The following is a 23,427-nucleotide window of genomic DNA, read 5'->3' as shown; positions in this document are numbered from 1 at the left end:
CTGTTTTATCCTTTGATGGTTAACCTTGAAAAAGGCTTTCTAAGAAAATTAAAATAGGAGGCAGTAGGTTAGAATTCGCCGTATTCTAAAAGTTTTTAAGGCATTGTCCAACCCCTGAATTTCAAACTATTATTTATTGTGACGGATTGGGAAACTTACAATCGAAATCCCAAGCAACTGCCTGAAGCTTCGCCTTTAATCCCTTCAAATTATTGATTAAATCTTCAAATGAGGGCTTATCCTCATCGTAGATCATATCCTCTTTCATTTTAGCATAATCAGACTCCCACTCGCTTATCACTTCAGCAGGGGGAATGGGATTCAATGTTATAGGGTTGTGGTGATTATAATCCACCTCCCCTACTCTGGAAAATTTGTAGCGATGGGATACAATCGTTTCATACAACTCCTTATCGCCGAACGCCGATTCTACAATTCCTGCTCGGGCTAATTGGTGTACATCGTAGAGATGGCGACTTAGCCTATCCACTCGCATTTTGTCTGCCGGGCGGTGAAACTCCTCATGTAAGAGAAAAAGCTTTTCCAAAAATGTCCGTTCTGGATTTACTGTGGGAACTTCGAATAAAGGTGCCGCAAAATCTCTTTCTGCGTACACTTCATCTACTAATGCCCCAAATGGCTGAATAGTAAACGGCTCTCTCAACAAACGGCAACTTACCTCTAGTTGTACTCTTGGCAGAACATATTCAGAACTTGAAACAATGAGATTCGGATAATAAATTTCCAGAACCCTTGGATCCTAATCGCTGTCTTTAGCTTCTATTACTTTGAATTCAAGATCAGTAAATCCGTTTTCACGAAACCTTTCTTGCAGCTCTTCGAAGAAAGTCCCTGTGGTATAGGCTCCTGCTTCTTTCCTTAGCTTAGTGATTTTTGTCTTTGAAACTTCTCCTTTGTAACCTTCAAAAAACTCCTTGTCGATTGCTAAATCAATATCCTCCGAAAACCGGTTGATGAGTTTCCAGGCTTTACTGAGGGAAGTTCCGCCTTTGAATACCAAGTGCGCAGCAATCGGCATCTGAAAGATGATTTCCAGCGTTCGGCTAACCCACCAGTCTTTTTCTACGGCAAAGGCTGACATCCCCATTTGCTCTGCGACTTGTACATAGGCATTGCGTTTGGTACTATCGGGTACATTGAGCCACTTAATCATTATTTCTTGTTTTTAGGGCTTTTCGCATGATGATCCTGACCCACTCCGGAGCCAGCTTGATATCATGTTCCAAGCGGTAGGGATCTTCTTTTGCCAAATGGCCTATGATGATATTCTCTTCCTCCTCAGTCACCTTGCCTTTCCCAATCTCTTTCAATGCCTGCATCACCAATGTGCTGATTTTTCCAATGGTGGCTAAATTTCTTGGGCTTGTTTTCTTAAAAATTATCTTTCTTTTGCCAAGGTCAATTTTCCTTGCAGAGCCATCTGTGTAGTAAACCGCATTCATAGGTACTTGTGTAGATAGTCCCAATGCATTCAATGCCAAGCTACCAGTAGGCACTATCCTGGCCTTATCTCTTCGCCTGATGGCTTCTGCAATATCTTCCGTGCTTGGTTTTAACGGCCCTAAAATCGGGTCTTCAGCCAAGCGAGCATAGAGACCTCTTGCTACCCGATTCAATTCTTGACGCTGCACCAGACGCTCTAATGCTTTTGACACCGATTTTGCATTGCCTATTGACAAGAAGTCATCGACAAAAAATAGCGAACCCCTTGCCGCTTTTTTTATCTTTGCAATAACCTTATCATCAATACTTTGAGTCATATTATTTGGCGTAATATGTCGCAAATATAGTATTTTTTTGCGACAGATTAATCATTTCCCCCCTAACAAAAAGAGTAGCTATTTGTTACAGCGGGCATTCCAAGTTGTCACAAATCTTATCAAAATTTGTGACGGACTGTGCCCCACTATTACAGGAGTTATTACCAATCCGTAATACTTCTCCCACTATCTATTCAACTCACCTTGGATTTGAGAGACTTAACCTCCTTTGAAAACCGACCGAAACAGACAAAAATCGCAGTCCTCGGAAAAAAATTCGGAAACGGCTTGCCCCCTAAAGGAGGCTACGACTTCACGAAACGGCCTTCCCGAGTCCCAGGCTTGCCGGGACTTCCGAGAAGGTAAAGTGGAGTGACGTGGTAGACGTGGGGAGTGAAAGCCCTTTCCTGCAGTGGAGAGAAAGGGATATCATTTGGAAAATGGCGCGAATGAATCGAAGCGAATGGAGTGGGCAAAACGGGGGAGAATTCTTCTATAAATATTTTTCTCGATTACAATTTCAATTCATTTTCTCCAACAGAATCTTCCTCTGAAGGACCCAAGTTTCCAGATGGATGATTATGAGCTACAATCATGGATGAGGCATTTGCCTTCAATGCAGTTGCAAACACCATCTTGGCATCCACAACGGTCCCCGATGTTCCACCCCTACTGATAGTGCAGATACCCAATACCCGGTTGGCCCGGCTCAGCAACATCAAATGGAAATCCTCTACCAATTCAATACGATCCTTATTCCAAAAATCCAACAGCACCTGATAAACCTGACGCGAACAGGTTACCTTCGGCCTCAGGCTGGCTCTAACCTTACTGCTGTATCCGATGGTAATTTCAGCAACTGTTCCCAATTCGAATTTTTCTCTTAACGCTTCCATAATTTCCTTGATTTTGTTGAACATGAATTATGGAGGACCACCAGCTCAGAATGGAGCAAGGCCAAGAGGAAAAGGAATAAACCAGCGCGGGAATTTGCGGGAGATCTTTATGCCGGAAGCTCTTGGCCGCTCCGAAAATTCTGAGCTAGCTTACTCCGGAATTCAGGTCACGACATCCCCTTTTTAAAAATCAGAATTCGAGAAAATGTACATCCAACACCTTCTAAAAATCAAAAAAGCCTTTTCCGTTCACAGCTGTCGGCAATAGCCGGAGCGACGGGAATGAAAGGGCTTTTACTGATCGGTTTGTCCTCCCTTCTTTTTCCCGAAGGAGGCAGGAGGAGGGAAAGGGAAGGGAGGATAGAAAAAAACCTAATCAGACTGTATATCCTGACTAATAGCCAATGACAGAAAACTACTGGATAGAACAATTGTTCATAAATTTTTATTGTTCACGATTCGTGAACTTTATATATTTGTGAACATGAAGGACTATGAAATATTAGACAAAACGTTCCAAAGCGTTTTTCCTATTCTCAATTGCACAGGAAACTGGGAAAAACATGCCAATAAGGAAATGGATGCCTTGGTAACCATAATCTTCCCAATTGGTGAATTCCACTTTGACGCATTGCTTAAAAAAGAAGTACGAGAAAATACAATTAGGAACATCCAGAATCTGAATGATACTTATCCCAATTTTTTACTGGTGGCTTACAGAATCTATCCAAAATACAGGCAATTGCTTCAAGAAATGAGAATTAACTACTTGGAGGCCAGCGGAAATGCTTTCATTCAAAAAAACGGAGTATACATCTTGATCGACAAGTTTACTCCATTAAAAGATGAAACCAAGGATACAGCTCGGGCTTTTACTAAAACAGGATTACGGGTATTTTTCCAGCTACTAATTGATGACAAAAATTTAGAAACCAACCAACGTGACCTGGCCCATCAGGCAGGAGTCGCTTTGGGAAATGTTCCCTTAGTCTTGAATAACCTCAAGGAAGCCGGACTATTGGTAAAGACATATACCAATGGTTATAGATGGGTAAATAAAGAGGAAGCCATAGCCACTTGGATTAGCGGATACAGAAATACGCTTAAGCCTTCTTTATACCAAGGTAGATATCGCCTACCCAAAGATACCCCTTGGATGGAGATACAACTTCCTACCTCAAAGACGAAATGGGGAGGGGAACCTGGAGGTGATATTCTTACCAATTACCTCAGACCGGAGCACTTAACCTTGTTTACAGAACTAAACAAACCAGAATTCATCAAAGCAACTCGGATGATGCCTGACAAAAATGGTGAGGTAGAGGTTTATGAAACATTTTGGGAGAAAGATAGCGAAATTGAAAAGTGTGCCCCTCCCCTATTAGTCTATGCCGACTTGATGATCAATGGAGATAAAAGAAGCTTGGAAACAGCGAACATGATTTATGAGAAATACCTCGGAGAGCTATAAACAATTGGGAGTCCCCTTCTTCAAGGAGGTATTCAATTTATTGGACCAAACGTTTAAGGAAAGGGAAATACCCTACTACCTTCTGGGGGCGACTGCCATTTCTTTGGAATTGTTAAAAGATGGAATCAAACCGCCCAGGGGAACCAAGGATATTGATTTTGCCATCATGATTAGCTCCAAAACCGAATATGAAGAATTCTCGGAAGAACTTCAGAAAAAGGGATTTGTAAAAGTTGCAGCTCCTTGGTCATTCAGACACCCTGGCTATGATATAGTAGTCGATATTCTGCCTTTCGGAAAAATTGAAGAAAACTACACGGAGAATTTTAATCAAAGACATACCGACCTACACCTTCTGGGGCTAAAAGAAGTAATGTCAGATCCTGCAAAGGTTAAAATTGATGATACTCTTGTAAATATTCCAACGCTGCCGGGAATGATCATTTTAAAATTAGTTGCATGGTCAGACCGCCCTGAGGAGAGACAAAATGATTTGGGAGATATCCTATGAATCATTTCTGAATATTATTGGCTCATGAGTGACTTCATTATCGATCATCATTCAGACCTTCTTGAACTGTTGGAAGAAGATGGCGAGCTAAGTCAACGAATACTCTCTTCAAGAGTATTGGGTCGAGAAGCTGCAAAATATTTAAAACAATCCAAGACACTAAAGAATCGAACAATAGCTGTCCTTGAAAACAACATCAATAACAACTATAAGTCAACTATAGCAAAGGAATGGGCGGTAAAACTTGACCAACCACTTGAATATACGCTATTGATTTTAGAAGCGTTCCTGGCTGGAATCAAGGAAAAGCTTTAATATCTAATATAGGCTCCAAGTGATAAAGTTTTGGTCATAAACCGCCAAGCAGCTCAGACATAACAGGCCCACTGGAAAAAAAAAGCAAGCTAATTATTGCCCGATATCTGAATTTATTGAATTCAGGGTTACTTGGCCTCAGAATTAAAATAGTAAGGTGAAATCTAAAAAATAAACCAATCCAGGAATTGAAGGAGCTTACCGATCAGAGACAGGCAATTTTAAATTGCTCTCAAACTAATTCCCCTAGTATGGGTTCCAAAAATCAAAATAGCCTTTTCCTCCTACGGCAGTTGGCGCCAGCCGGTGGTAGGAGAAGGAAAGGGCTTTTACTGATCGGTTTGTCCTCCCTTCTTTTCCCGAAGGAGGCAGGAGGAAGGAAAGGGAAGGGAGGATAGAAAATACTCAATCAGAATATATTCTGGATGACACAGATATTTATCTCTCTTGATTACCTGAATATTTGTTTCCAAATGAGAATTGACCTTGGGGAATTCAGCTCAACCCACTACTTTCTTTAAATATTAACTTGCCTACGGGATACCAACTCAAAGAACTTGTCAAGAATTGCGTTAATATTAGAATAATTGACCGTAAATGTAGCAAGGCCTAAAGAATTTTGAGATAAGCAGAAATCTTAGATAGAAGGAGTAAAAAAAATGAAAAGGGCTCGAAACGAACAAGCAAAAGGTGACCGCAAACAAGACATCCTAAACTGCGCGGAAGAAATCATTCAAGAAAGTGGATTGGAAAGCCTGAGCATAGCCCAAGTAGCAAAAAAGGTTGGCTTGGCTGTAGGCACGATTTACCTGTATTTTCCAAAAAAAGAAGACATCATCGCTCATCTGACGATCAAATCGAGAGAGATTCTTTTGCAAAAATTCATAGAAAGTGGTGATTCGAATTCAGACGCTTTGAAAAAAGTCCGCATGATGCTTTGGGCCTATCTCAACTTCTACAAAGAGCATCCATTTTACCATCAGTTGGTATCCTTTTACGAAACCAATGCCGGACTGGAAGAACCCGAGGAACTCCTGATGGCCAGCCGAAAAATCACCAATTATGTTATTGAGGTCATCCAATCGGGAAAAGCCCAAGGATCAATCCATCCGGATATCGATGAATCGGAATTTTCATTCCTGCTTTGGGCCTCAGCAGTGGGAGTCATCCAACTCATTGATGTAAAGTCAAGCATCATCCAACAACAGCTAAACAAAAATACAGATGTCTTTTTTTCATCTTATATTGAAATGATAATCAGATCATTGAAAAAATAAATTGATTTTTTTTACTTCTCTAAAAACATAAATGAATAACGTTCAGTTATTGGATCGAGGCAGATAATCTGTCCTATTAAATCCAAAACAATAACTATCGTACATCTATGGAAATGAAAGAAGTTACCCTATTTGAAACCGCCACGAAGTTTGGAATCTTCTCCATTGCAAAGCGTAAACCAACCGTCTTTGATGCATTTCTCAACCTCGCCCATGAGGTCATGCATCCGGAGAGTGCCTTCACACCACTCATCCGAGAGCTTTTGGGAGCGTATGTTTCCAAGCAATTTGGCTGTTCATTCTGCCATTTCGGACATTTAGAAACTGCTTTCGCAATTGGAGGTAAAGAAGTAAGAAGTCTAGTGGATCATCCTTCCGAGGAGTTGAAACCAATTTTTGCCTTAGCTGACAAAGTAGTCGCAAACGCCGTAACAGAGGAAGATATCCTTTCCTTTTTGAATTTGGGCTACACCGAAAAGCACTACGAAGACGTGGTTTTTGTATGCGCACTTTTTGGCTTTGCCAACCGCATGGTCACCGGTTTTGGGATCGAATATGACGCCAAGCGAGACGAGGCCTCATCCCGATTTTTGGCCAAAGGCTATCGGATGAAAAACTAATCTTCCCATTTCAGCCTCCTTCCTGTGGTTTTTTTAACCGAAGGGAGAAGGTCTTTTCTCTCTTAAAATCCACGACCATGTTCACTTCCAATTACCTATCCTTTTTCGCTCAACTCAGCGAAAACAACAACAAAGATTGGTTTACCACTCATAAAAAAGACTATGAAAAGGACGTCAAAAAGCCTTTCGAAGCCTTTATTTCGAAATTGATTTTTGAGATGAACACCTTGACGCCCGAGATCACCATTTCTCCTTCGGAAGCGATTTTCCGAATCAACAAAGACATTCGGTTCAGTGCAGACAAGTCCCCGTATAAAACAGAAATGTCTGCCGTGATTTCCAAGAAAGGAAAGAAAAGCAATCCTTGTCCAGGCCTATACCTCAGCCTCGGTGCAGAGGAAGTAACCGTTGCTGCTGGATTAAAAATGCTAGAGAAGGAAGAACTGCTTGAAGTTCGGCATCATATAGCCCAGCATTCTGAGCAATTGGAGGAGATTATCCAAGAGCCAAAGTTCAAGCAGGCCTTTGGAGAAATTCAGGGAGACAAAATCAAAAGGATTCCGGAAGAGTTTAAAGAAGCGGCAACCCATCAACCCTTGTTGTACCACACCTCGTTTTTGGCAATTACAAAACTTCCGGCTACTGAAATCACCAAGCCAAACTTTGTTGAACAAATCATGGGTTTGTACCAACTTACCCTGCCTTTTGCGAAATTTCTTAGCGAGCCTCTCGAAGGCTAAATCCTAATCAAATGAAACGCTCCGGAACAGCTGACCTGAAACTCATGGGAGGAAGTATTCCCACCTGGTTGTTTGATCGGATGACCCGATTAAGCTTACCTATCGTGGAGACAATCCTGATGGAATACGGGAAAAAAGAGTTTCTAAAGAGAATCTCAGACCCTTTCTGGTTTCAGAGCTTCGGAGCGGTCATTGGAATGGATTGGAATTCGTCCGGTGTCACCACTACGGTGATGAGTGCCTTGAAAAAATCCCTAAATCCCCATGCTCAGGAGTTAGGGATTTTTGTCTGCGGCGGAAAAGGAAAAGATTCCCTACAAACACCCACCGAACTCCTTCGAGTGGGGGACATCACTGGACTGGATGGAAATGATCTTTCTCGTTCAAGTCGACTTTCCGCCAAAGTGGACAGCACCGCAATTCAAGATGGCTTTCAGGTTTATATGCACTATTTCCTAGTCAGCGACGAAGCAGATTGGTCTGTCGTCCAGCAAGGCATGAAGCCTGAAGACGGAAGGGCGCGGCGTTACCATTGGAACTCCAGCAGCCTGAAGTCATTTGTGGAGGAGCCGCATACCGCAATTTGTGGTGATCATCAGGGGGATATTTTGAATTTGGTGGACCGAAAAGCCAAACCAACCCAAATCTCCATGCTCAATATCGCCCAAGAAGATCCTGACAAAATCCTTGCAGAAATTCCCCATATGAAGCTCCCCAACTACTTCGATGTCAAGGATCAGGATGTAGACATAAAACGCATGGGTTCTATCCTTTGGTTGGCCCAAGAGTCCCAAACCCAAACTTTCGATGAGCTTCTTCTTCTCAAAGGACTTGGGCCAAGAACGCTCCAATCTTTGGCTTTGGTGAGTGAAGTGATTCATGGTACGCATTCCAGATTTACCGATCCGGCAAGATTCTCATTTGCCCACGGGAGTAAGGGTGGAAAGCCGTTTCCAGTACCTACAAAAGTCTACGACGAAACCATCTCAACGTTGAAAACAGCCGTTGAAAAGGCCAAAATCTCTTCCACCGATCAGCAACAAGCTATCAAAAAACTCAGTGAACTCGCCCAAGCAGCAGAGTCTGATTTCACTCCCAAAGATGGAATTGGAAATCTGATCCAAAAGGAGAATGAGGATTCTTGGAAATATGGAGGGCGGACAATTGGTGGATATTCAAAGAAAGTTGAGGGTAATGGAGACTAAGTAGTAATTGGATAATTATCCCAATCCAAAAATTAAACCTGGAAATTTCCTATTTACAAATCAAATAAGGCTGATCTTCCTATAACACTCCCCAAAATCTAGACCGGAGGTTAGATTAAAAAAAACATCTTAACTTTCTTTTCTATGAGCAAGCAAACCAGACGAAAATTTAATTCAGAATTCAAGGCCAAAGTGGCTTTGGAAGCAGTAAGAAATCAACAAACCCTAGCAGAGATCGGGTTGAAATACGAATTGAGTCCAGTGGTCATTTCCAAGTGGAAAAATGAACTGTTGGAAAACATGGCCAGCGTAAAAAAAAAGACGGCAAAAAGAAAGAAGACCAAGGTCCCGATGTGGAGCAGCTCTATTCCCAGATCGGCAAGCTGAAAGTGGAGAACGAATTTTTAAAAAAAGCTGCAAGAAACTGGGGATATGAAAAGCCGCTACAAACTCATAGAACTCAAATCCACGAAGCTTTCTATCCGTCAGCAATGTGGATTGCTTTCCATTCCTCGCAGTTCGTTTTACGACCAGCCAAGAGAAGAGAAGCCCGAAAACCTGGAAATAATGCGGCTGATGGATAAACACCTGCTGGAACATCATACAGAAGGGGTAATGTCCATGGTGTATTTTCTAGCCGATTTCGGCTTCTTTGTCAACCCCAAACGCATCCGCAGACTCTTTCGCATCATGGGCAGGGAGACGATGTATCGCCGTAGGAATTTAACCAAAGCAGGACAACGTGAACATATTCACCCCTACCTGCTCAGAAACCTCAGCGTGGAGCGTCCCAACCAAGTATGGGCGACAGACATCACTTAGATTCCCATGGCCAAAGGCTTTATGTACCTGACCGCGGTGATGGATGTGTACAGCAGAAAAATCCTTTCTTGGGGACTGTCCAATAGCCAAGATGCCGCGTGGTGCAAGCAGGTCCTACAGGAAGCTGTCCGCAAGTACGGCAAACCAGAAATCGTGAATTCCGACCAGGGCTCCCAATACACTTCAGCCATCTGGACAGCTTACCTTAAAGAAAATCAGATCAGTATCTCAATGGACGGCAAAGGACGCGCTTTGGACAACGTCTGGATCGAACGGTTCAGGAAGTCAATTAAGTATGACTACGTCTATCTAAATCCTTGCGATGATGGTTTTGAATTGGCTGAGGGCCATCAAAACCACATCGAGTATTACAACCTAAAAGTCCATCATACAACCAAAAGAAAACCCAATGAACTCTATCAAGAAAAACCAGCCCAAAGAGCTGCATAAACCAAATTCCTTAACTTAACATCTCCAACTTTTGGTCCATCAAATGGGGAGTTTTATAGTATTTTTTGGGATGAAATGAAAAAAACAAGGTAGAATATGAGGATTTTTGATTGGGAATTGATCGTGTTTGAGATTTTCAATATTGAATTCCATGTAGGCAATATTCAAATTTTTCGATCCAATAGTCCTCCCAATTAAAACGTACTGTAGAGTACTGCACCACCATAAATAGACTGGTTTGCCCATGCCACAAGTTTAGCTGTATTGCCTCCGGTACGAACATTGCTTAAAGGGTCTGTTTTTTCCACTAAGCAACGATAAAAATCTTCCAACGCATAAATTGTCCCGTCTTTGGTAGGTTGGTTGACTAGATTGATCCCGTTTCGGTTTTGAGTCCATGTGATCGGAGTTGCGCCTGATACGCCATCTACTTCCAGAAGTTTCTCCTTTGTTTGTGGCTCTGGATAAAAAATCCCCTCATTGGTCAAAAGCGAAATGGTCCCTTCAGTTCCCTTGATTTTAAAGACATATCCCTCATGCTGATTTCCACAGGTAGCTCCAAAACTACCAACCATTCCAATCTTATCATAACGCAGTGTCAACTGCACATTGTCGAAGGTCTCTCGCCCATCTTTGAAAAAATCTATTCCTCCCGTACCATAGATCCGATCTGGAACAGTATCAAAAGCCCAATTAATGAAATCCATCTGATGGGACAAAAGCTCCGCGACCAATCCTCCAGAATATTCTTTATACATCCGCCAATTAACCTGTCGCTCAAATTCTGGAGAGGGCACCGGTCTTCTCCAACTGTTATTTCTATCCCAACGTGCAGAAACTTGAGTCACCTTACCTAACCATCCTTTTTGGATATATTCCTTTACTTTAAAATAAATCGGAGAATAACGATACTGATGCCCGATTTGAATGGTCTGTTTAGGATAATTTTCCACCAGCTTCTGGAAAGCCTCAATTTCTTCCAAAGTAAAAAGCATGGTCTTTTCCAAGTAAAGGTTTTTTCCAGCCTCCAAAGCTGCTTGGGCATGTTCGAAATGAGCATTTAAGGGTGTGGCAACTATTACTGTATCAATATCCTGGTTCTCCAGTATTCTTCGGTAATCCTCAAAGACGGGTATTCGAGGATAATTTTTGGATGCAGTTTCTGCCCGGAAAGGCAATACCTCTGCAATTGCCCGGACTGAAAACTTTTCTGGCATACCGTTGAGCACTCGGTGAAGTCCAGATCCCCGATCGCCATATCCGATGATCCCAACCTTAAAAATTTCAGCTTGTTTAGTTTTTAGGACACTTGCTCCTACTCCGAGCGGGAAACTAGAAACAACCGCAACTGCTCCCGCTTTTTGGATAAAATCTCTCCGTTTCAAAACGCTTTTAATTTTTCTTGAACATACGATTTTTAGGCAAAAAAACAGACCCTAAAGGATCTGCTTTTCAATCTACATTAACCCAATCTATCTAATCAATGATCATCAATCCAAAGCTTACCCGTTGGAGGCTCTGGACCTTCATAAATTCCCGAAGTTCTTTTCCCCTTCATGATCTTTTGATATCCTTTTTCCATTTTTTGTAGAAGTTCTTTTACCTTTTCGGGCATGTCCTCTGCGATATTATTTCTTTCTCCAGGGTCTTCCCACAGGTCAAATAGAGACAAAGGAATAGAATCAGTCGCCAATCGGTCTTGTTGCCCGGGATTTATTGAATCACCGGCAGGTCTTTGATATCGATGAGCTAATAAAAGCTTATATCTGACATCTCTTAGTCCTCTTAAGTTTTCATTATGGAAGTATAAAAATTCCTCTCTTGGAGATTGATCTGAAATACCCTTTAAATAATCACTTACCGAGAGTCCATCAATTTCCAATTTAGGTTTTGTCCCGCCTACCCAGGAGACTAGTGTAGGTAGTAAATCCATATTTGTTACTAAACCATGCAGCTTCTTGCCTTTGGGCAATTGATCCGGCCAAGAGATAATAATCGGCACTTTATGCCCGCCTTCAAATACCGTGTTTTTCCCTTCTCGGAGATTTCCTGCCGAACCGGCATGCGATTGATAGGCCAGCCAAGGCCCATTATCCGAAGTAAAAATCAAAATAGTATTTTCTTCCAAGCCCAACTCTTGAAGTTTGCTCTTGATTTGGCCAACTGACCAATCGATTTCCTGGATGACATCCTGGTAAATTCCCTCATTCGTTTTGTTTTCAAACTCTGGTGAAGTACTCAAAGGAATATGGGGTAAAGGATGGGTTAAAAGGATAAAGAAGGGTGTATTTTTATTTTTAGAAATATTCTCAATCGTTTTCTCTGTAAATCTTTTGGTGAAAAATCGTTGATCTGGATTTTCCTCGATGACAGATAGGTTTTCAATGAGCGGGAGTGGTGGATAGGATGGGTTTACCGAGGGAATCATGTCGTTAGAATAGGGGATTCCAAAAAACTCATCAAAGCCATGCGCCGTTGGCAATTGTTCTTTAGCATGTCCCAAATGCCATTTTCCAAATAAAGCTGTTCTATACCCTTGTTCCTTGAGGAGCTCGGCTAGCGTCTCTTCATCCGGGTTCAGTCCAGTCCTCCAGCTATCCTTTGCCCAGGATATTCCATGGGGTGCCAAAACTTTTGGTACACCGACCCGGATCGGGTAAGAAGCGGTCAATAGTGATGCTCTGGAAGGTGAGCAAACCGAAGAAGCTACATAGAAATTGGTTAATGTAACTCCATTTTTGGCAAGTTCTTCGAGATTCGGAGTAACCGTAGCTTTATCGGCAAAAGGCGAAATATCACCATAACCCAAGTCATCTGTGTAAATGAGAATAATATTAGGTGCTTGATCCTTGCCAGTTTGCTTACTACAGCCCGAAACCATTGTGCTGACACTCCAAAGAAATAAGAAGTAAATGATATCGATTTGTACTTTCATCTATCATCCTGTTGGATTGAAAACAAATTTTCTTGAAATCCTTGAATTTCTTTTCCCGTCAGATCCTTTTTAAACACAGCCAAATATGCCATTCTTCCAATGAATTGGTTTGTCATCCTATTAGCCACTGAATTGGCTCCTACTGTAAAATCAGCACCATCAACTCCTCCATCATATATTCCCGCTTCATAGTTAAATGGATTGGTTAATGGGTCCTTGTCAAGCTTCCCATTGACATATACCTTAATTTCTTTTCCATCATAGGTCATACTTATCCAAACCCAGGTTTTTTCTGGAATTGACTCCTTGGAACTGGCGTATGAAATCCAAGCCACTTCACCCGGAGTTTTTCCTCCCAAAGCCGAAATATGACCATGAAGTCTTCCTTGACTAGGGTACCGCTTCATTTCATCTTGATGAGTTTTAGACGAAGCATTCAAAAACATATAATATTGTCTTTTGCTTCTGCTTTCATCCCAAACCCCTGCTATGGCTTGCCAAGTTTTTTCAGACCTCTTGTTGACTAAAGCCATAACCGTGAGTTTTGCATCTTTCCCAAAAATATTGAGTTCACCTAAATTTTCTCTTGGCAGTTTCAACCAAGTACTATCCTTAAAATCTGCTACTTTTCGCTTCAAATCTGAATCAAAAACTTGATCTACCGGCATCCCCCCAAAAGCTAAAAAATGGTTCTTGGAGATACTTGAATTCCAGCCTTTCTGGATTGGCTTGTCAAAATCCCATAGGGCAACCAAGTTTGAATAAACGCTTCGATTGCGATCAATCCGTTGAGCATTTACTTCCTTCAAGCTTGCATGCAAAATAAACCAAATAAAGAGGGAACATTTGAGACTCATGAATGCTTGATTAATTGTAACATTAAATGGGCTGCTTGGATCTGCTGGTGCTCTCTAAACCGATTCCAATCCGCAGGTTGAACTCTATTAAAATAAAGGGCATTTTTTTCGAGATACTCAAATACTAAATTAAAACCCTCCCTTCCCAGCCGATTGTGCCGATCATACTTAGGATCAATGAGTAAAATCTTCTTTTCTTTATTCAAAGTCAAAATAAAAGGCCAATCCAAGGAAAGTCCTGCATCCACCTTTTTTAAGGCAGGAATCAAACCAAACTCATGAGTTAACTCCGATAATAAATGATCATTGTGCTGTAATGAACCTAAACCTCCATAGGCCATGAACCCCTTTACCCTAGAATCAAGGGCCGATGTAATCACTGCTAGTTGGCTTCCCATATTATTTCCAGCTAAATAGATTTGATGAGCATCTATAAAGGAAAAATTCTCCAATGCATCCATTCCCCCTTTGACGTCAGAAACCATTTTACCCATTCTACTCCAAGTGGGATAGCGTTGTTCAAATGGAGTCCCCTCTTCCATCCTAGTCCCAAACCCAATTTGATCAAAGGCCAAAACCGCCACACCTTCTTGTACCAAGGATTGAATAAAAGGAGCGATTCTCCATCTAAATCCTGTGGCAGTTGAATAAGTATGAAGAAAAATGACCACTGGAATTTTTTGGTTTTCTTTTACCGAATTTTCAGGATAATATAAGTTGGCAAAAAGATAATCTCCCATAGAATTATAGGGACAGATGAGCATTTTACCGATACCATTTCCTTCGATTTTATCTTGGGCTGCCATTAACTTAGCCACCCAATCCTCATAATTTCGAGTAAGTGATAAATCGCCTGGACCCTTATTTTTTATTCCAGGAGGCTCCTCTCCAAGATAGCTTTTTAGTTTTTGAGTATACAATTCCCTCTCCTCTCCAGTGGAGTTCATTAAATCCTTAAGTACTGGTATTGACTCTTGAACACTTATCGAACTTTCTTTTGAGCTATCAAAGCCATAGTATGAAGTCAGCGGATTGGCAACCTCCTTAATTCCAAATGTTCGATCAAAAAAATCCACATATCGTTCAACGTCCCTTGCGGCAATACCATGCAAGCCGTTTCTTGTCAATAAGCCTAATTTTTCCTCAGGTTCCTCTCCCAATAATTCATAAACAGGGCCTAGCTTTTTTACCAGTTGTTCGAGCCCTACCATATTGGATGTCGCTTCTAAATATCCACTTGCAAAAGCCAAGGACCTCGGAGCAACAAGAGCGGCCAGATGATGTTGATCAACTGGTAATTTATCTTCATTCCCCATGAAATAGAGAAGACGGGGATGAAACCAATCCGGAAAGTTTGCAAATACATCCTCTATAGATTCAGAATCAAACTTGGAATCTGTAAATCGATAAGGCAAACCTCCTCCAATAGCTCCAGTACTGGCTAAAACTGCATCTATTCGCTCATCAAAAGCAGCTGCTATCAGAGCCTGCTTGCCATTTCGAGAATGTCCAGTGATCGCAATTTTAGTGGTATCTACCTCAGAGCGCGTATGCAGGTAATCTACTACTCGCATCGCCCCCCATGCTCTTGTCATCAATAAACTAAAATCATTTTCAGGATAGATCTCCCGATAATTTTTTGTATCGTCTCTTGAATCCGCGCCTGCATAAACACAACCGATATATCCCCTTCTGACCGCAATGTAAGCCCATCTCTCGTGGGTCCATTGTGTCATAAACACCGGAAGTGGTTTCTCTGCTGGCGGAATAAACAACTTGAAGTGCATCCGGGCCTTCCTATCAGGTCCAAATTTCAACAGTACAAGTTGATGGCGAACCTGATTTGGAGCCAAGGAGTCCTTTAAAATCTCGTATTCAAAGTACGGTGGATCATTGGGCAAACTTCCTAAAATCCACTTTTGAAATTGGGATTTAATCCAGTCTCTTTGATCTGCCCAATCTGCTGAAGACTCGATCCTAAAAGAAACCTGATTGAACTTATTTAAAGGGGAAACCAATTCCCCTCTCGAATCCATAGATTCCCACCCTGGAAAATTAGCTTTGTCATTTTCAGCAAACTTTTCCCAGAAATTCTCAACATATGCCGCTGCGGGCCCTTTTTCCAAAAGGCCAACATGAGTCTTTAGATCATAGTGCTGGGCCTTAATTTCTCCAACATAAAGCCCCAAACAACACCATCCTGTCAAAACGATTTTCTTGAACATTTCCAAAAATGCCTGATTAAATAAAATCAATACCCTGGGTTTTGCGTCATCTGTGGATTTGCATCTATTTCATCATTTGGGATAGGCCAAATGGTACGAAACGGCTCAATAGATCTTTGCAGATGAGCCCCCATTACTACCTCCATTTGACCAGTTCGTACCAAATCAATCCATCGATGCCCTTCATGGGCCAATTCCATTCTCCGTTCATGATAAACTGCTTCTTTAAATGATTGATAATCCAATCCGGCTAATGGATCGAGTTGATTTTCAAGAGGTGCATCTAAATTAGCTCTCATTCTAACTTGATTGATTGCCTGATAAGCTTGCAGATTGGGTCCATTATTTTGCTCGTTTAATGCTTCGGCGTACATTAACAAAGCATCTGCAAATCTGAAAATTGGAAAAATCGTACTGGCATTGCCAGGAACATGCTCTGAGGTATCTCTAAACTTATCGCAGAAATAATTTGCCGGATCTCCCTCGCTAAAGTTGACATAGGCATGGATCAGTCGTGGGTCTTTAAACGCCAGATATTCGTTAATGAGGCCACCCACATAGGGCGTATTCCCATCATCATAGGTGGGCCGGGCGATCGCATTGGAATTACCCGGCAAAAAACCTTCGGGAGCAAGATTATTCGGCGGACCATACCTTTCCTCCAGGATGAAACCTTCGTTTTGGGCTTGCATCCCCCCTGCAAACCGAGCACTAAAAATATGCTCGGGATGGTTTTTGAATTCAACCCGAAAAACATCTCTGTAATTTGGGACTAGATGATGTGGACTTTCTTCCCCGTTTATCAATTGTTCCAAGGCTAAAATGGCATCTGACCAATTCTTTCTAAAAAGGTGCATTTTTGCCTCTAGCATCCATGCGGCTCCCTTTGAAGCCCTCCCAAGATCTTCTGCTTCATAAGTCCAGGGGAGATGGGTCTTTGCAAATTCTAGATCCTCGCTGATAGACTGAAAAATTTCTTCCTGACTGCTAGCCCCTATAGGTCCATCCTCAAAAGTTTTGATTGAGGAGGTTCTCAATGGGACATCTCCCCACAAAATCGTTAAATGATAATTTGCAAAGGCTCTCAAAAACCTAACTTCTGCTGTGTATCGATTCCTTCGGTCTTCCGCCAAATTAACATTGGGAATATTTTCCAACATTAAGTTAGCCCGATTGACAATTTCAAAATAACCCAAGTAGGCTCTCCGGACAAATGGGTTATTGGCAGTAATTTCCACTCGTTCGCCTTCACCGAAGCCTCCTCCTCCCCCAAAACGGGTATCATCTGACAAGAAATCTAAAAAAAGTGGTAGCCCTGCCCAATACAAATTATTCCTACCCCCACCTGATGATAAGGGATCATAGGTCGCATTTATGCCGGTTAACAATTCATTCTCGGTTGAGAAGTAATTTTCTGGTGCAAAATTAATTTGAGGATTTTGATCCAACAGGTCATGACAGGCAAGACAACTGATCAAAATAAATAGAATACTTAGTTTTTTATATGAGTTTTTCATGGTTATCGAAATTAAAATTGGACAGTGATTCCAGCGGTAAACATTCTTACCATAGGATAGGCTGAGACCTCAATTCCAGCAAGATTACTGCTATTTGGATTGAAGGAGTTAGCTTCTGGATCTATTCCTTTATATCGAGTAAAAGTCAACAGATTACTCCCCTTTAAGTATAAATTTGCACTTTGGGCTCCAATTTTAGTAAGAGTATTTCCATTCAATCGATAGTTAACTGTTACATCCCTTAATCTCAGGAAAGATCCGTCTTCTATAAACCTGGAGTCTATCGCATTTTCAGCCGATCGTTGAGCCCTTGCTGCAGGGATAGAGGTATCAGTATTCTGTGGAGTCCACCTATCTTTAACCTCGGCAAGCTGATTAATTCCCCTGTTTACATTGGCTAATTGCCATCTGTTGTAGTTGACCACATCGTTACCCACGGAGAAATTCATAAAAAAACTTAGCGTGAAATTTTTATAGGACAATTGATTTCTGATACCACCAAATAAATTAGGAAGGCTAGATCCTATGATTGTTCGGTCCTCTGTACCGATCTGGCCATCAGGAACCCCGTCAGGTCCGGAGATATCTCTGTATTTAACATCTCCGGCTTGCGCATTAGGCTGTATTAAAACTCGATCCCCGGATTCATTGACAAAAAAATGATCATTTACTTCTTCTTGACTGGCAAAAACCCCCTCGGCAATCCATCCATAAAAGGAGGGGAAAGATGCCCCTTCTCTGAGTATTCCAATATTGCTGGCACCAAGCAAACTAAAGTAAGTAATATCATTTCCATTAGGTAGCGATATGATTTCATTTGAAATAGTGGAGATATTAAAATTTACATTCCAGTTAAAATCTTGCTTTTGGATCAGGTCTGAATTGATCAAAAATTCAAAACCTGAGTTTCTGAGTTCTCCAATATTTCTGATCACATCCGAACCCACAAAAGCTGAGGTAGGAAGTGGGACAGCGAAAAGTAAGTCGGAAGTATTTTTTATAAAGTAATCGGCTTCAAGACTGACTCGATTATTCCATAAGCCAATATTAGCTCCAATATTTAATTGCCGAGTTTCTTCCCAACCTAAATTCACATTGGCAATAGAAACTGGTGCGAATCCTTGAACAAAGGAATTCCCCTCACCAATGGCATAGGCAAAATCTCTAGAAGCAAGTCGAGCAAATCGATCATAGGCACCAATTCCATCTTGATTTCCATTTACTCCGTATGAAACCCTAAGTTTTCCATCACTTAAGATTCCATTAGTTGAAATGAAATCCTCATTGATGAATCGCCAAGCAAAGGCTCCAGAAGGAAAATATCCAAACCTTTTATTTATCCCAAACCGGGAAGATCCATCAGCTCTCATCGTAAGCGTAACTAAGTATCGATCATCAAACCCATAATTGATTCTTCCCAGGTAGGAGATAATTGCCCATTTGATAATGTTAGAGCTGGGTCGTTCAAACACTTCGGCATTTTCAATCACATTTGACCCGAGGACATCATTTGGAAAATTTTGCGCTCCAAAACTTCGGCTCGTGCGACTGGAGGTTTGTACCATTTGTCCCAGCAATAAGTCAAATTGGTGTTTATTATTAATGACCTTAGTATAGTTGAGCGTATTTTCCCAAACTGAATTAGTCCGGTTATCATAGGATATTGCAGCTCTACCCCCAAGTTCGCGACCACGTTGGACTGTGCGAGGGAGGTAAAACTCTCCATTTTGAAAACGAAAGTCCAATCCAAGACTAGTTTTAAACTTGATGTTTTCTGTGATAAAATAATCCAGATACAAATTTCCAATTGGCCTAAAGGTATTGGTCGTATTGGTCACTTCATTTACCATTCCAATGGGATTGCTGATAAATGCCCCGGAATTAGGATCTATAAAATCCTCAAAAAGTCCCTCCTCATTTCTAACTGGAACAAGAGGACTGTAGGTTAACACATTTCTTAAGGGACTTGCACCAGCCCCTCCGCCAGGAAGGTTGTTGTTTTTAAAATTAGAGAGTGTCAGGCTGAATCCAGTTGTAAACTTATTGCTTATCTGGTGGTCCAGATTAGTTCTGAAACTGATTCGTTCAAAGCCGTTATTAGGCACTATTCCTTGCTGATTGAAATAGTTTCCTGAAATAAAGAATTTTGTTTTATCCGATCCCCCACTGACACTAAGTTGGTGATTTTGGATAACAGCAACTCGATAAAATTCCTCTTGCCAATTTGTTCCTTCCCCTACTTGTGAAACAATTTGATCAATGTTTGGATAAGGAATCTCCTCATTGTCATTTAAAGCAAACTCATTTTGAAGTTCCATGTACTCCCTGGCATTCAGCACATCAAATGTATTTGTGGGTTCTTGAAGACCCACATACCCATCATAGGTGACTGTTGATTTGCCCGATTCACCTCTTTTTGTGGTAATTAATACAACTCCATTTGCTCCCCTGGCCCCATAAATTGCTGTTGCTGAAGCATCCTTAAGTACTTCTATACTTTCAATATCCCCAGGATTCAACATGGCCAATGGAGAATTTCCCGGTTGAGGATTAGTTGCATCTCCACTCCCCCCAAAAGCCGCATTTTCGACAGGGACACCGTCAATCACGTAGAGAGGTTCCACCGACCCATTAATAGAGCCAACTCCTCGAACTCGTACAGATACCGCAGCTCCCGGTGATCCGCCCGTTTGGGAAACCAAAACCCCAGCGGCATTTCCCTGAAGAGCTTGCTCTACAGAAGAAACAGGAAACTCTTTTAAAGATTTTTGATCAATCGAACTGATGCTCCCGGTCAAATTTTTTCGCTTTTGTGTTCCATACCCCACTACCACCACCTCTTCCAAGGCTTGAGCATCTTCGGTCATTTGCACATCAATCACTGTTTGATTCCCTACGGTTACCTTACGGGACTCAAAACCTACAAAACTAAAAACCAGTACATCACCCTCTGATGCTGAAATACTGTAATTCCCATCCACATCGGTTACCGTTCCGGTTGTAGTTCCCTCAATGATCACTGTAACGCCAGGCAAAACCTGACCAGATGGGTCGGTCACTTTCCCTTTAATATCAACAAAAAGAACTTCCTGAATAGAAATTCCCTCATCACTTTTTACTAAAGGTTTGACGTGGATATTGTTATTTATTTGAACAAAAGAAAGATCTGTCTGCCGAATTAGGCCTTCTAAAACCTGATAAACAGTCCCTTGCTCAATGTTTAAATTGACCAATTGTTTCAGCGGAACCGCATTTGGATTATAGGTGAACCGAAAGTCGGTCTGCCGCTCAATTTGACCAAACACATGGCTCAGGGCCACTTCATGTGCGTTTACCGAAACCTGTACCTGATCAATGGTTTTTCTTTGCGCATTGCCTGAATTGGCGAGCAATACAGAACAAAAAATCAATTGAATGGTAAAGGCGTATAAGAGTCTTTTGGACAGCATAATAAGTTGCCTCAGTAGTGGTTTTTTCATACTATTGTAATGGTTAAAGTTTATTGATTAGGACTTGACCACTTGCCTGTAGAGGTCGCAATTCTGTCAGGCAAGCGTAAAGCAGCTTTTCCTAGAAAGGCTGCTTTTTTAATTAGCTGCTGTCGTAATCTTTAATTTTCATAATTAATTGGGTTTATTGATGGATAATTGTTGCATTTTTCCCTTCTAAGGTGACTTGAATACTAGAAGTTTTTGAAATCCCCTGAAGTACATTTTCAAGACTTTCATCCTGATAAACACCAGAATAAGCCCAAGTTGAAGGATAAATTCCTCGTAAATTCACCTTCACTCCATACCAAGACTCCAGTTTCTCTTTGACCTGATAGATTGAGCTGTTTTTGAATACTAGCATTTTATCTTTCCAGCCCGCTACCTCCAGAGGATCAAAACCGCTTTTAAAAAATTCTCCTTGTTGAGTGAAAGTCATCATCTCATTGGGCTCCAACATGAGTTGGTTACCATTTCGATCATTTATTTTAACCTTTCCGCTAACTAAGGCAACCGATAATCTCCCCTGACTGCTTTCTTTCACATTAAATGAGGTCCCTAGCACTTTCACTTCTACCTGGTCGGTACTGACTATAAAAGGTCTACTTTCCTGTTTTATTTCAAAAAAAGCTTCACCTTTTAGGTAAACCTTCCGCTCTTCCTTCGGAAAAGATTTGGGAAACTCAATTTCACTGCCTGCATTTAAATAGATCTTTGAGCCATCCTCTAAAATAAAAGTGGATTTAGCCCCTAAAGGAGTATTTCTTTTTACCAGCTCGGCCACGGTTTCCATTTTCTCAGGCACTTGCCTTGAAGAACCCCAGTCCATCCATAGCCAGCCTATAAAAAGCCCAAAAACAAGTAATGCTGCGACCTGGCGAAAGGAAAGAAACCAAGTGCGAATTGACTGCTTGGATTGGATATGATTGTGGTCCTTTTTTGGTTCCAACCTGACCACATTTTCAAAGATTTCCACATAGTCCCGATCACTCAATTCGACTGAATTAGCATAATTGAATCTCTTAATCCAATTGCTAGCTTGGACTACCAATTCTCTTTTTTCCGAATGCTCAGCTATCCATCTCTCCCAAAAGTGGGTATTGTTCTCATTGGGATTTTTCACCCATTCGATGAAAAATTCATCAGTTAAAAAATCTTCCAACTGATATTCATCATATTTCATATTTTCTATATTCAGGTTCATTTCTTTTGTTGATCACCAGTCATCAGGGACCTTAAAGTTGCTAGTGCACGATAAACTAACTTTCGAGCAGATTTTGCCTCTGAAAAATCCATTATCTCAGCAATTTCTTTATAACTCATTCCCTCTTCATATAGCAGTAAAATCGCCTGTCGCTGCCTTGGGGTCAAGTTTTCCATCCCTACTTTCAACATTTTTTCTTGCTCCTCAGTCACTTCTGACTCGATAAGGGTATTTTCTACCGATGTTTGAATTGGAAAAAGCCCCTCAAGTTCAAAATCACCCAATCTTACTTTATTTTGATCCAGTTTTATTTGCTTTAGCAGTTCTCGTTGAAGACTTCGGAATAAATACCCCTTAATGGAATGTACTTCCGAAAGTGCTCCTCTTTTTCTCCTCAAGTAGATAAATAAGTTTTGTATTGCATCCTGAACCAAATGCTGCTCCACCCGAAACTGGCATCCATAACGAAATAATAAAGGAGTATAGATTCGAAACAGATAATTAAATGCCATTTCATCACCGCGATTAAAAGCAGCCCAAATCTCAGCATCATTTTTTGAAGCAAAGAGCTTGACCGTCTCCTGATGACGATACATCACTTCCAAATTTTCGGTGGTTCTATTGGGTTTATTGTTCATAATGGAGGGTAGGTAAGCCTCTATACTACCAAGAGAGTGAATTTTAGAAAAAGACCCCAATCATTTCAAGAAAAAAAACTATATCAGTATAAAATTGGGAATTTCAACATTTTAATAGCGTTGTATTTGGATTTCTTTCAAATTAAGAATTCCTATTTTATAAAAATAATAATCAATTTTAGCCCCCGTACCATACCCAACTCTTTTAGACAAAAAAACAATATTGATAGGATGGTAGGATCTGTATTCTTCAAACAAGAGAATTAATTAAAAACGAGATTAAAAAGAAAAACGGTCTCCTTCTTCATTGAAGCCAAAAAATATAGAATATGGATGAATTTCAATCTAAATTACCAAATCGGCAAAATATCCCGCTTTTCCCGTTCGTCTCTGCCAAACAGACTAAACACTGCTGTAAATTCATGGATCCTTCCGGGCAGCTGATACGATCGGGCCACCGGAAACTCAAACACGT

Annotated in this window: 20 protein-coding genes and 1 pseudogene; 10 read left to right on the top strand and 11 right to left on the bottom strand. The window is 41.1% G+C overall.

The window, feature by feature from the left end; translation table 11 throughout:
- Window positions 1-133 precede the first annotated feature (133 nt).
- The 3 genes and pseudogenes from Q0L00_RS17605 to Q0L00_RS17595 all read right to left on the bottom strand — a co-directional run bounded on the left by Q0L00_RS17605 (window position 134) and on the right by Q0L00_RS17595 (window position 2,677).
- Window positions 134-1,039: pseudogene (locus Q0L00_RS17605) on the bottom strand (nucleotidyl transferase AbiEii/AbiGii toxin family protein).
- 127 nt (window positions 1,040-1,166) lie between these two features.
- Window positions 1,167-1,805, bottom strand: a complete 639-nt coding sequence (locus Q0L00_RS17600) for a DUF6088 family protein (RefSeq protein WP_297338209.1) — start codon at window positions 1,803-1,805, stop codon at window positions 1,167-1,169.
- Window positions 1,806-2,293: 488 nt separating this feature from the next.
- Window positions 2,294-2,677 carry a JAB domain-containing protein gene (locus Q0L00_RS17595; protein WP_297338208.1) on the bottom strand — a complete coding sequence of 128 codons (384 nt, stop codon included), beginning with the start codon at window positions 2,675-2,677 and terminating at the stop codon, window positions 2,294-2,296.
- A gap of 484 nt (window positions 2,678-3,161) precedes the next feature.
- Between Q0L00_RS17595 and Q0L00_RS17590 the strand changes: the two genes are divergently transcribed.
- From Q0L00_RS17590 to Q0L00_RS17545, 10 genes are all read left to right on the top strand, one after another.
- The gene (locus Q0L00_RS17590; protein ID WP_297338207.1) at window positions 3,162-4,148 is read left to right on the top strand and encodes a type IV toxin-antitoxin system AbiEi family antitoxin; all 987 of its coding nucleotides are present in this window, start codon (window positions 3,162-3,164) and stop codon (window positions 4,146-4,148) included.
- The gene (locus tag Q0L00_RS17585) at window positions 4,123-4,659 is read left to right on the top strand and encodes a hypothetical protein (protein WP_297338206.1); all 537 of its coding nucleotides are present in this window, start codon (window positions 4,123-4,125) and stop codon (window positions 4,657-4,659) included. Before Q0L00_RS17590 ends, Q0L00_RS17585 begins: the two co-directional genes overlap by 26 nt.
- Window positions 4,660-4,683: 24 nt before the next feature.
- Complete coding sequence (locus tag Q0L00_RS17580) at window positions 4,684-4,974, top strand: hypothetical protein (RefSeq protein WP_297338205.1); 291 nt, start codon at window positions 4,684-4,686, stop codon at window positions 4,972-4,974.
- A 659-nt stretch (window positions 4,975-5,633) separates the two neighbouring features.
- Window positions 5,634-6,251 carry a TetR/AcrR family transcriptional regulator gene (locus Q0L00_RS17575; RefSeq protein ID WP_297338204.1) on the top strand — a complete coding sequence of 206 codons (618 nt, stop codon included), beginning with the start codon at window positions 5,634-5,636 and terminating at the stop codon, window positions 6,249-6,251.
- Between the two features lie 107 nt (window positions 6,252-6,358).
- Window positions 6,359-6,871 (top strand): hypothetical protein, encoded by a 513-nt coding sequence (locus Q0L00_RS17570; RefSeq protein ID WP_297338203.1) that lies wholly within the window; start codon window positions 6,359-6,361, stop codon window positions 6,869-6,871.
- 77 nt (window positions 6,872-6,948) lie between these two features.
- The gene (locus Q0L00_RS17565; protein WP_297338202.1) at window positions 6,949-7,611 is read left to right on the top strand and encodes a DUF2461 domain-containing protein; all 663 of its coding nucleotides are present in this window, start codon (window positions 6,949-6,951) and stop codon (window positions 7,609-7,611) included.
- 11 nt (window positions 7,612-7,622) lie between these two features.
- Complete coding sequence (locus Q0L00_RS17560; RefSeq protein WP_297338201.1) at window positions 7,623-8,816, top strand: DUF763 domain-containing protein; 1,194 nt, start codon at window positions 7,623-7,625, stop codon at window positions 8,814-8,816.
- 144 nt (window positions 8,817-8,960) lie between these two features.
- Window positions 8,961-9,203, top strand: a complete 243-nt coding sequence (locus Q0L00_RS17555) for a transposase (protein WP_297338200.1) — start codon at window positions 8,961-8,963, stop codon at window positions 9,201-9,203.
- Window positions 9,204-9,248: 45 nt separating this feature from the next.
- A complete protein-coding gene (locus Q0L00_RS17550) occupies window positions 9,249-9,638 on the top strand; it encodes a hypothetical protein (RefSeq protein WP_297338199.1) in 390 nt (129 codons plus the stop codon).
- Window positions 9,639-9,644: 6 nt separating this feature from the next.
- Window positions 9,645-10,088 carry a DDE-type integrase/transposase/recombinase gene (locus tag Q0L00_RS17545; RefSeq protein WP_297338198.1) on the top strand — a complete coding sequence of 148 codons (444 nt, stop codon included), beginning with the start codon at window positions 9,645-9,647 and terminating at the stop codon, window positions 10,086-10,088.
- A 194-nt stretch (window positions 10,089-10,282) separates the two neighbouring features.
- On the opposite strand, the gene Q0L00_RS17540 is transcribed toward Q0L00_RS17545, so the two are convergent.
- The 8 genes from Q0L00_RS17540 to Q0L00_RS17505 form a co-directional block, all read right to left on the bottom strand.
- The gene (locus Q0L00_RS17540) at window positions 10,283-11,473 is read right to left on the bottom strand and encodes a Gfo/Idh/MocA family oxidoreductase (protein ID WP_297338197.1); all 1,191 of its coding nucleotides are present in this window, start codon (window positions 11,471-11,473) and stop codon (window positions 10,283-10,285) included.
- A gap of 95 nt (window positions 11,474-11,568) precedes the next feature.
- A complete protein-coding gene (locus tag Q0L00_RS17535) occupies window positions 11,569-13,023 on the bottom strand; it encodes a sulfatase (protein ID WP_297338196.1) in 1,455 nt (484 codons plus the stop codon).
- Window positions 13,020-13,880: a LamG-like jellyroll fold domain-containing protein gene (locus tag Q0L00_RS17530; RefSeq protein WP_297338195.1), complete on the bottom strand. Its 861-nt coding sequence runs from the start codon at window positions 13,878-13,880 to the stop codon at window positions 13,020-13,022. The genes Q0L00_RS17535 and Q0L00_RS17530 overlap by 4 nt, the downstream gene beginning before the upstream one ends.
- Window positions 13,877-16,105, bottom strand: a complete 2,229-nt coding sequence (locus tag Q0L00_RS17525; protein ID WP_297338194.1) for a hypothetical protein — start codon at window positions 16,103-16,105, stop codon at window positions 13,877-13,879. The genes Q0L00_RS17530 and Q0L00_RS17525 overlap by 4 nt, the downstream gene beginning before the upstream one ends.
- A 26-nt stretch (window positions 16,106-16,131) precedes the next feature.
- Window positions 16,132-17,622 carry a RagB/SusD family nutrient uptake outer membrane protein gene (locus tag Q0L00_RS17520; RefSeq protein WP_297338193.1) on the bottom strand — a complete coding sequence of 497 codons (1,491 nt, stop codon included), beginning with the start codon at window positions 17,620-17,622 and terminating at the stop codon, window positions 16,132-16,134.
- Between the two features lie 11 nt (window positions 17,623-17,633).
- Window positions 17,634-21,101 (bottom strand): TonB-dependent receptor, encoded by a 3,468-nt coding sequence (locus Q0L00_RS17515; RefSeq protein ID WP_297338192.1) that lies wholly within the window; start codon window positions 21,099-21,101, stop codon window positions 17,634-17,636.
- A gap of 154 nt (window positions 21,102-21,255) precedes the next feature.
- Window positions 21,256-22,314, bottom strand: coding sequence for a FecR family protein (locus Q0L00_RS17510; protein WP_297338191.1), 1,059 nt, complete (start codon window positions 22,312-22,314; stop codon window positions 21,256-21,258).
- Complete coding sequence (locus Q0L00_RS17505; RefSeq protein WP_297338190.1) at window positions 22,311-22,952, bottom strand: sigma-70 family RNA polymerase sigma factor; 642 nt, start codon at window positions 22,950-22,952, stop codon at window positions 22,311-22,313. Before Q0L00_RS17505 ends, Q0L00_RS17510 begins: the two co-directional genes overlap by 4 nt.
- Window positions 22,953-23,427 lie beyond the last annotated feature (475 nt).

It is taken from the genome of Algoriphagus sp. (assembly GCF_024305035.1).
Taxonomy (GTDB): Bacteria; Bacteroidota; Bacteroidia; order Cytophagales; family Cyclobacteriaceae; genus Algoriphagus.
This window is presented reverse-complemented; position numbering and strand designations above follow the sequence as displayed.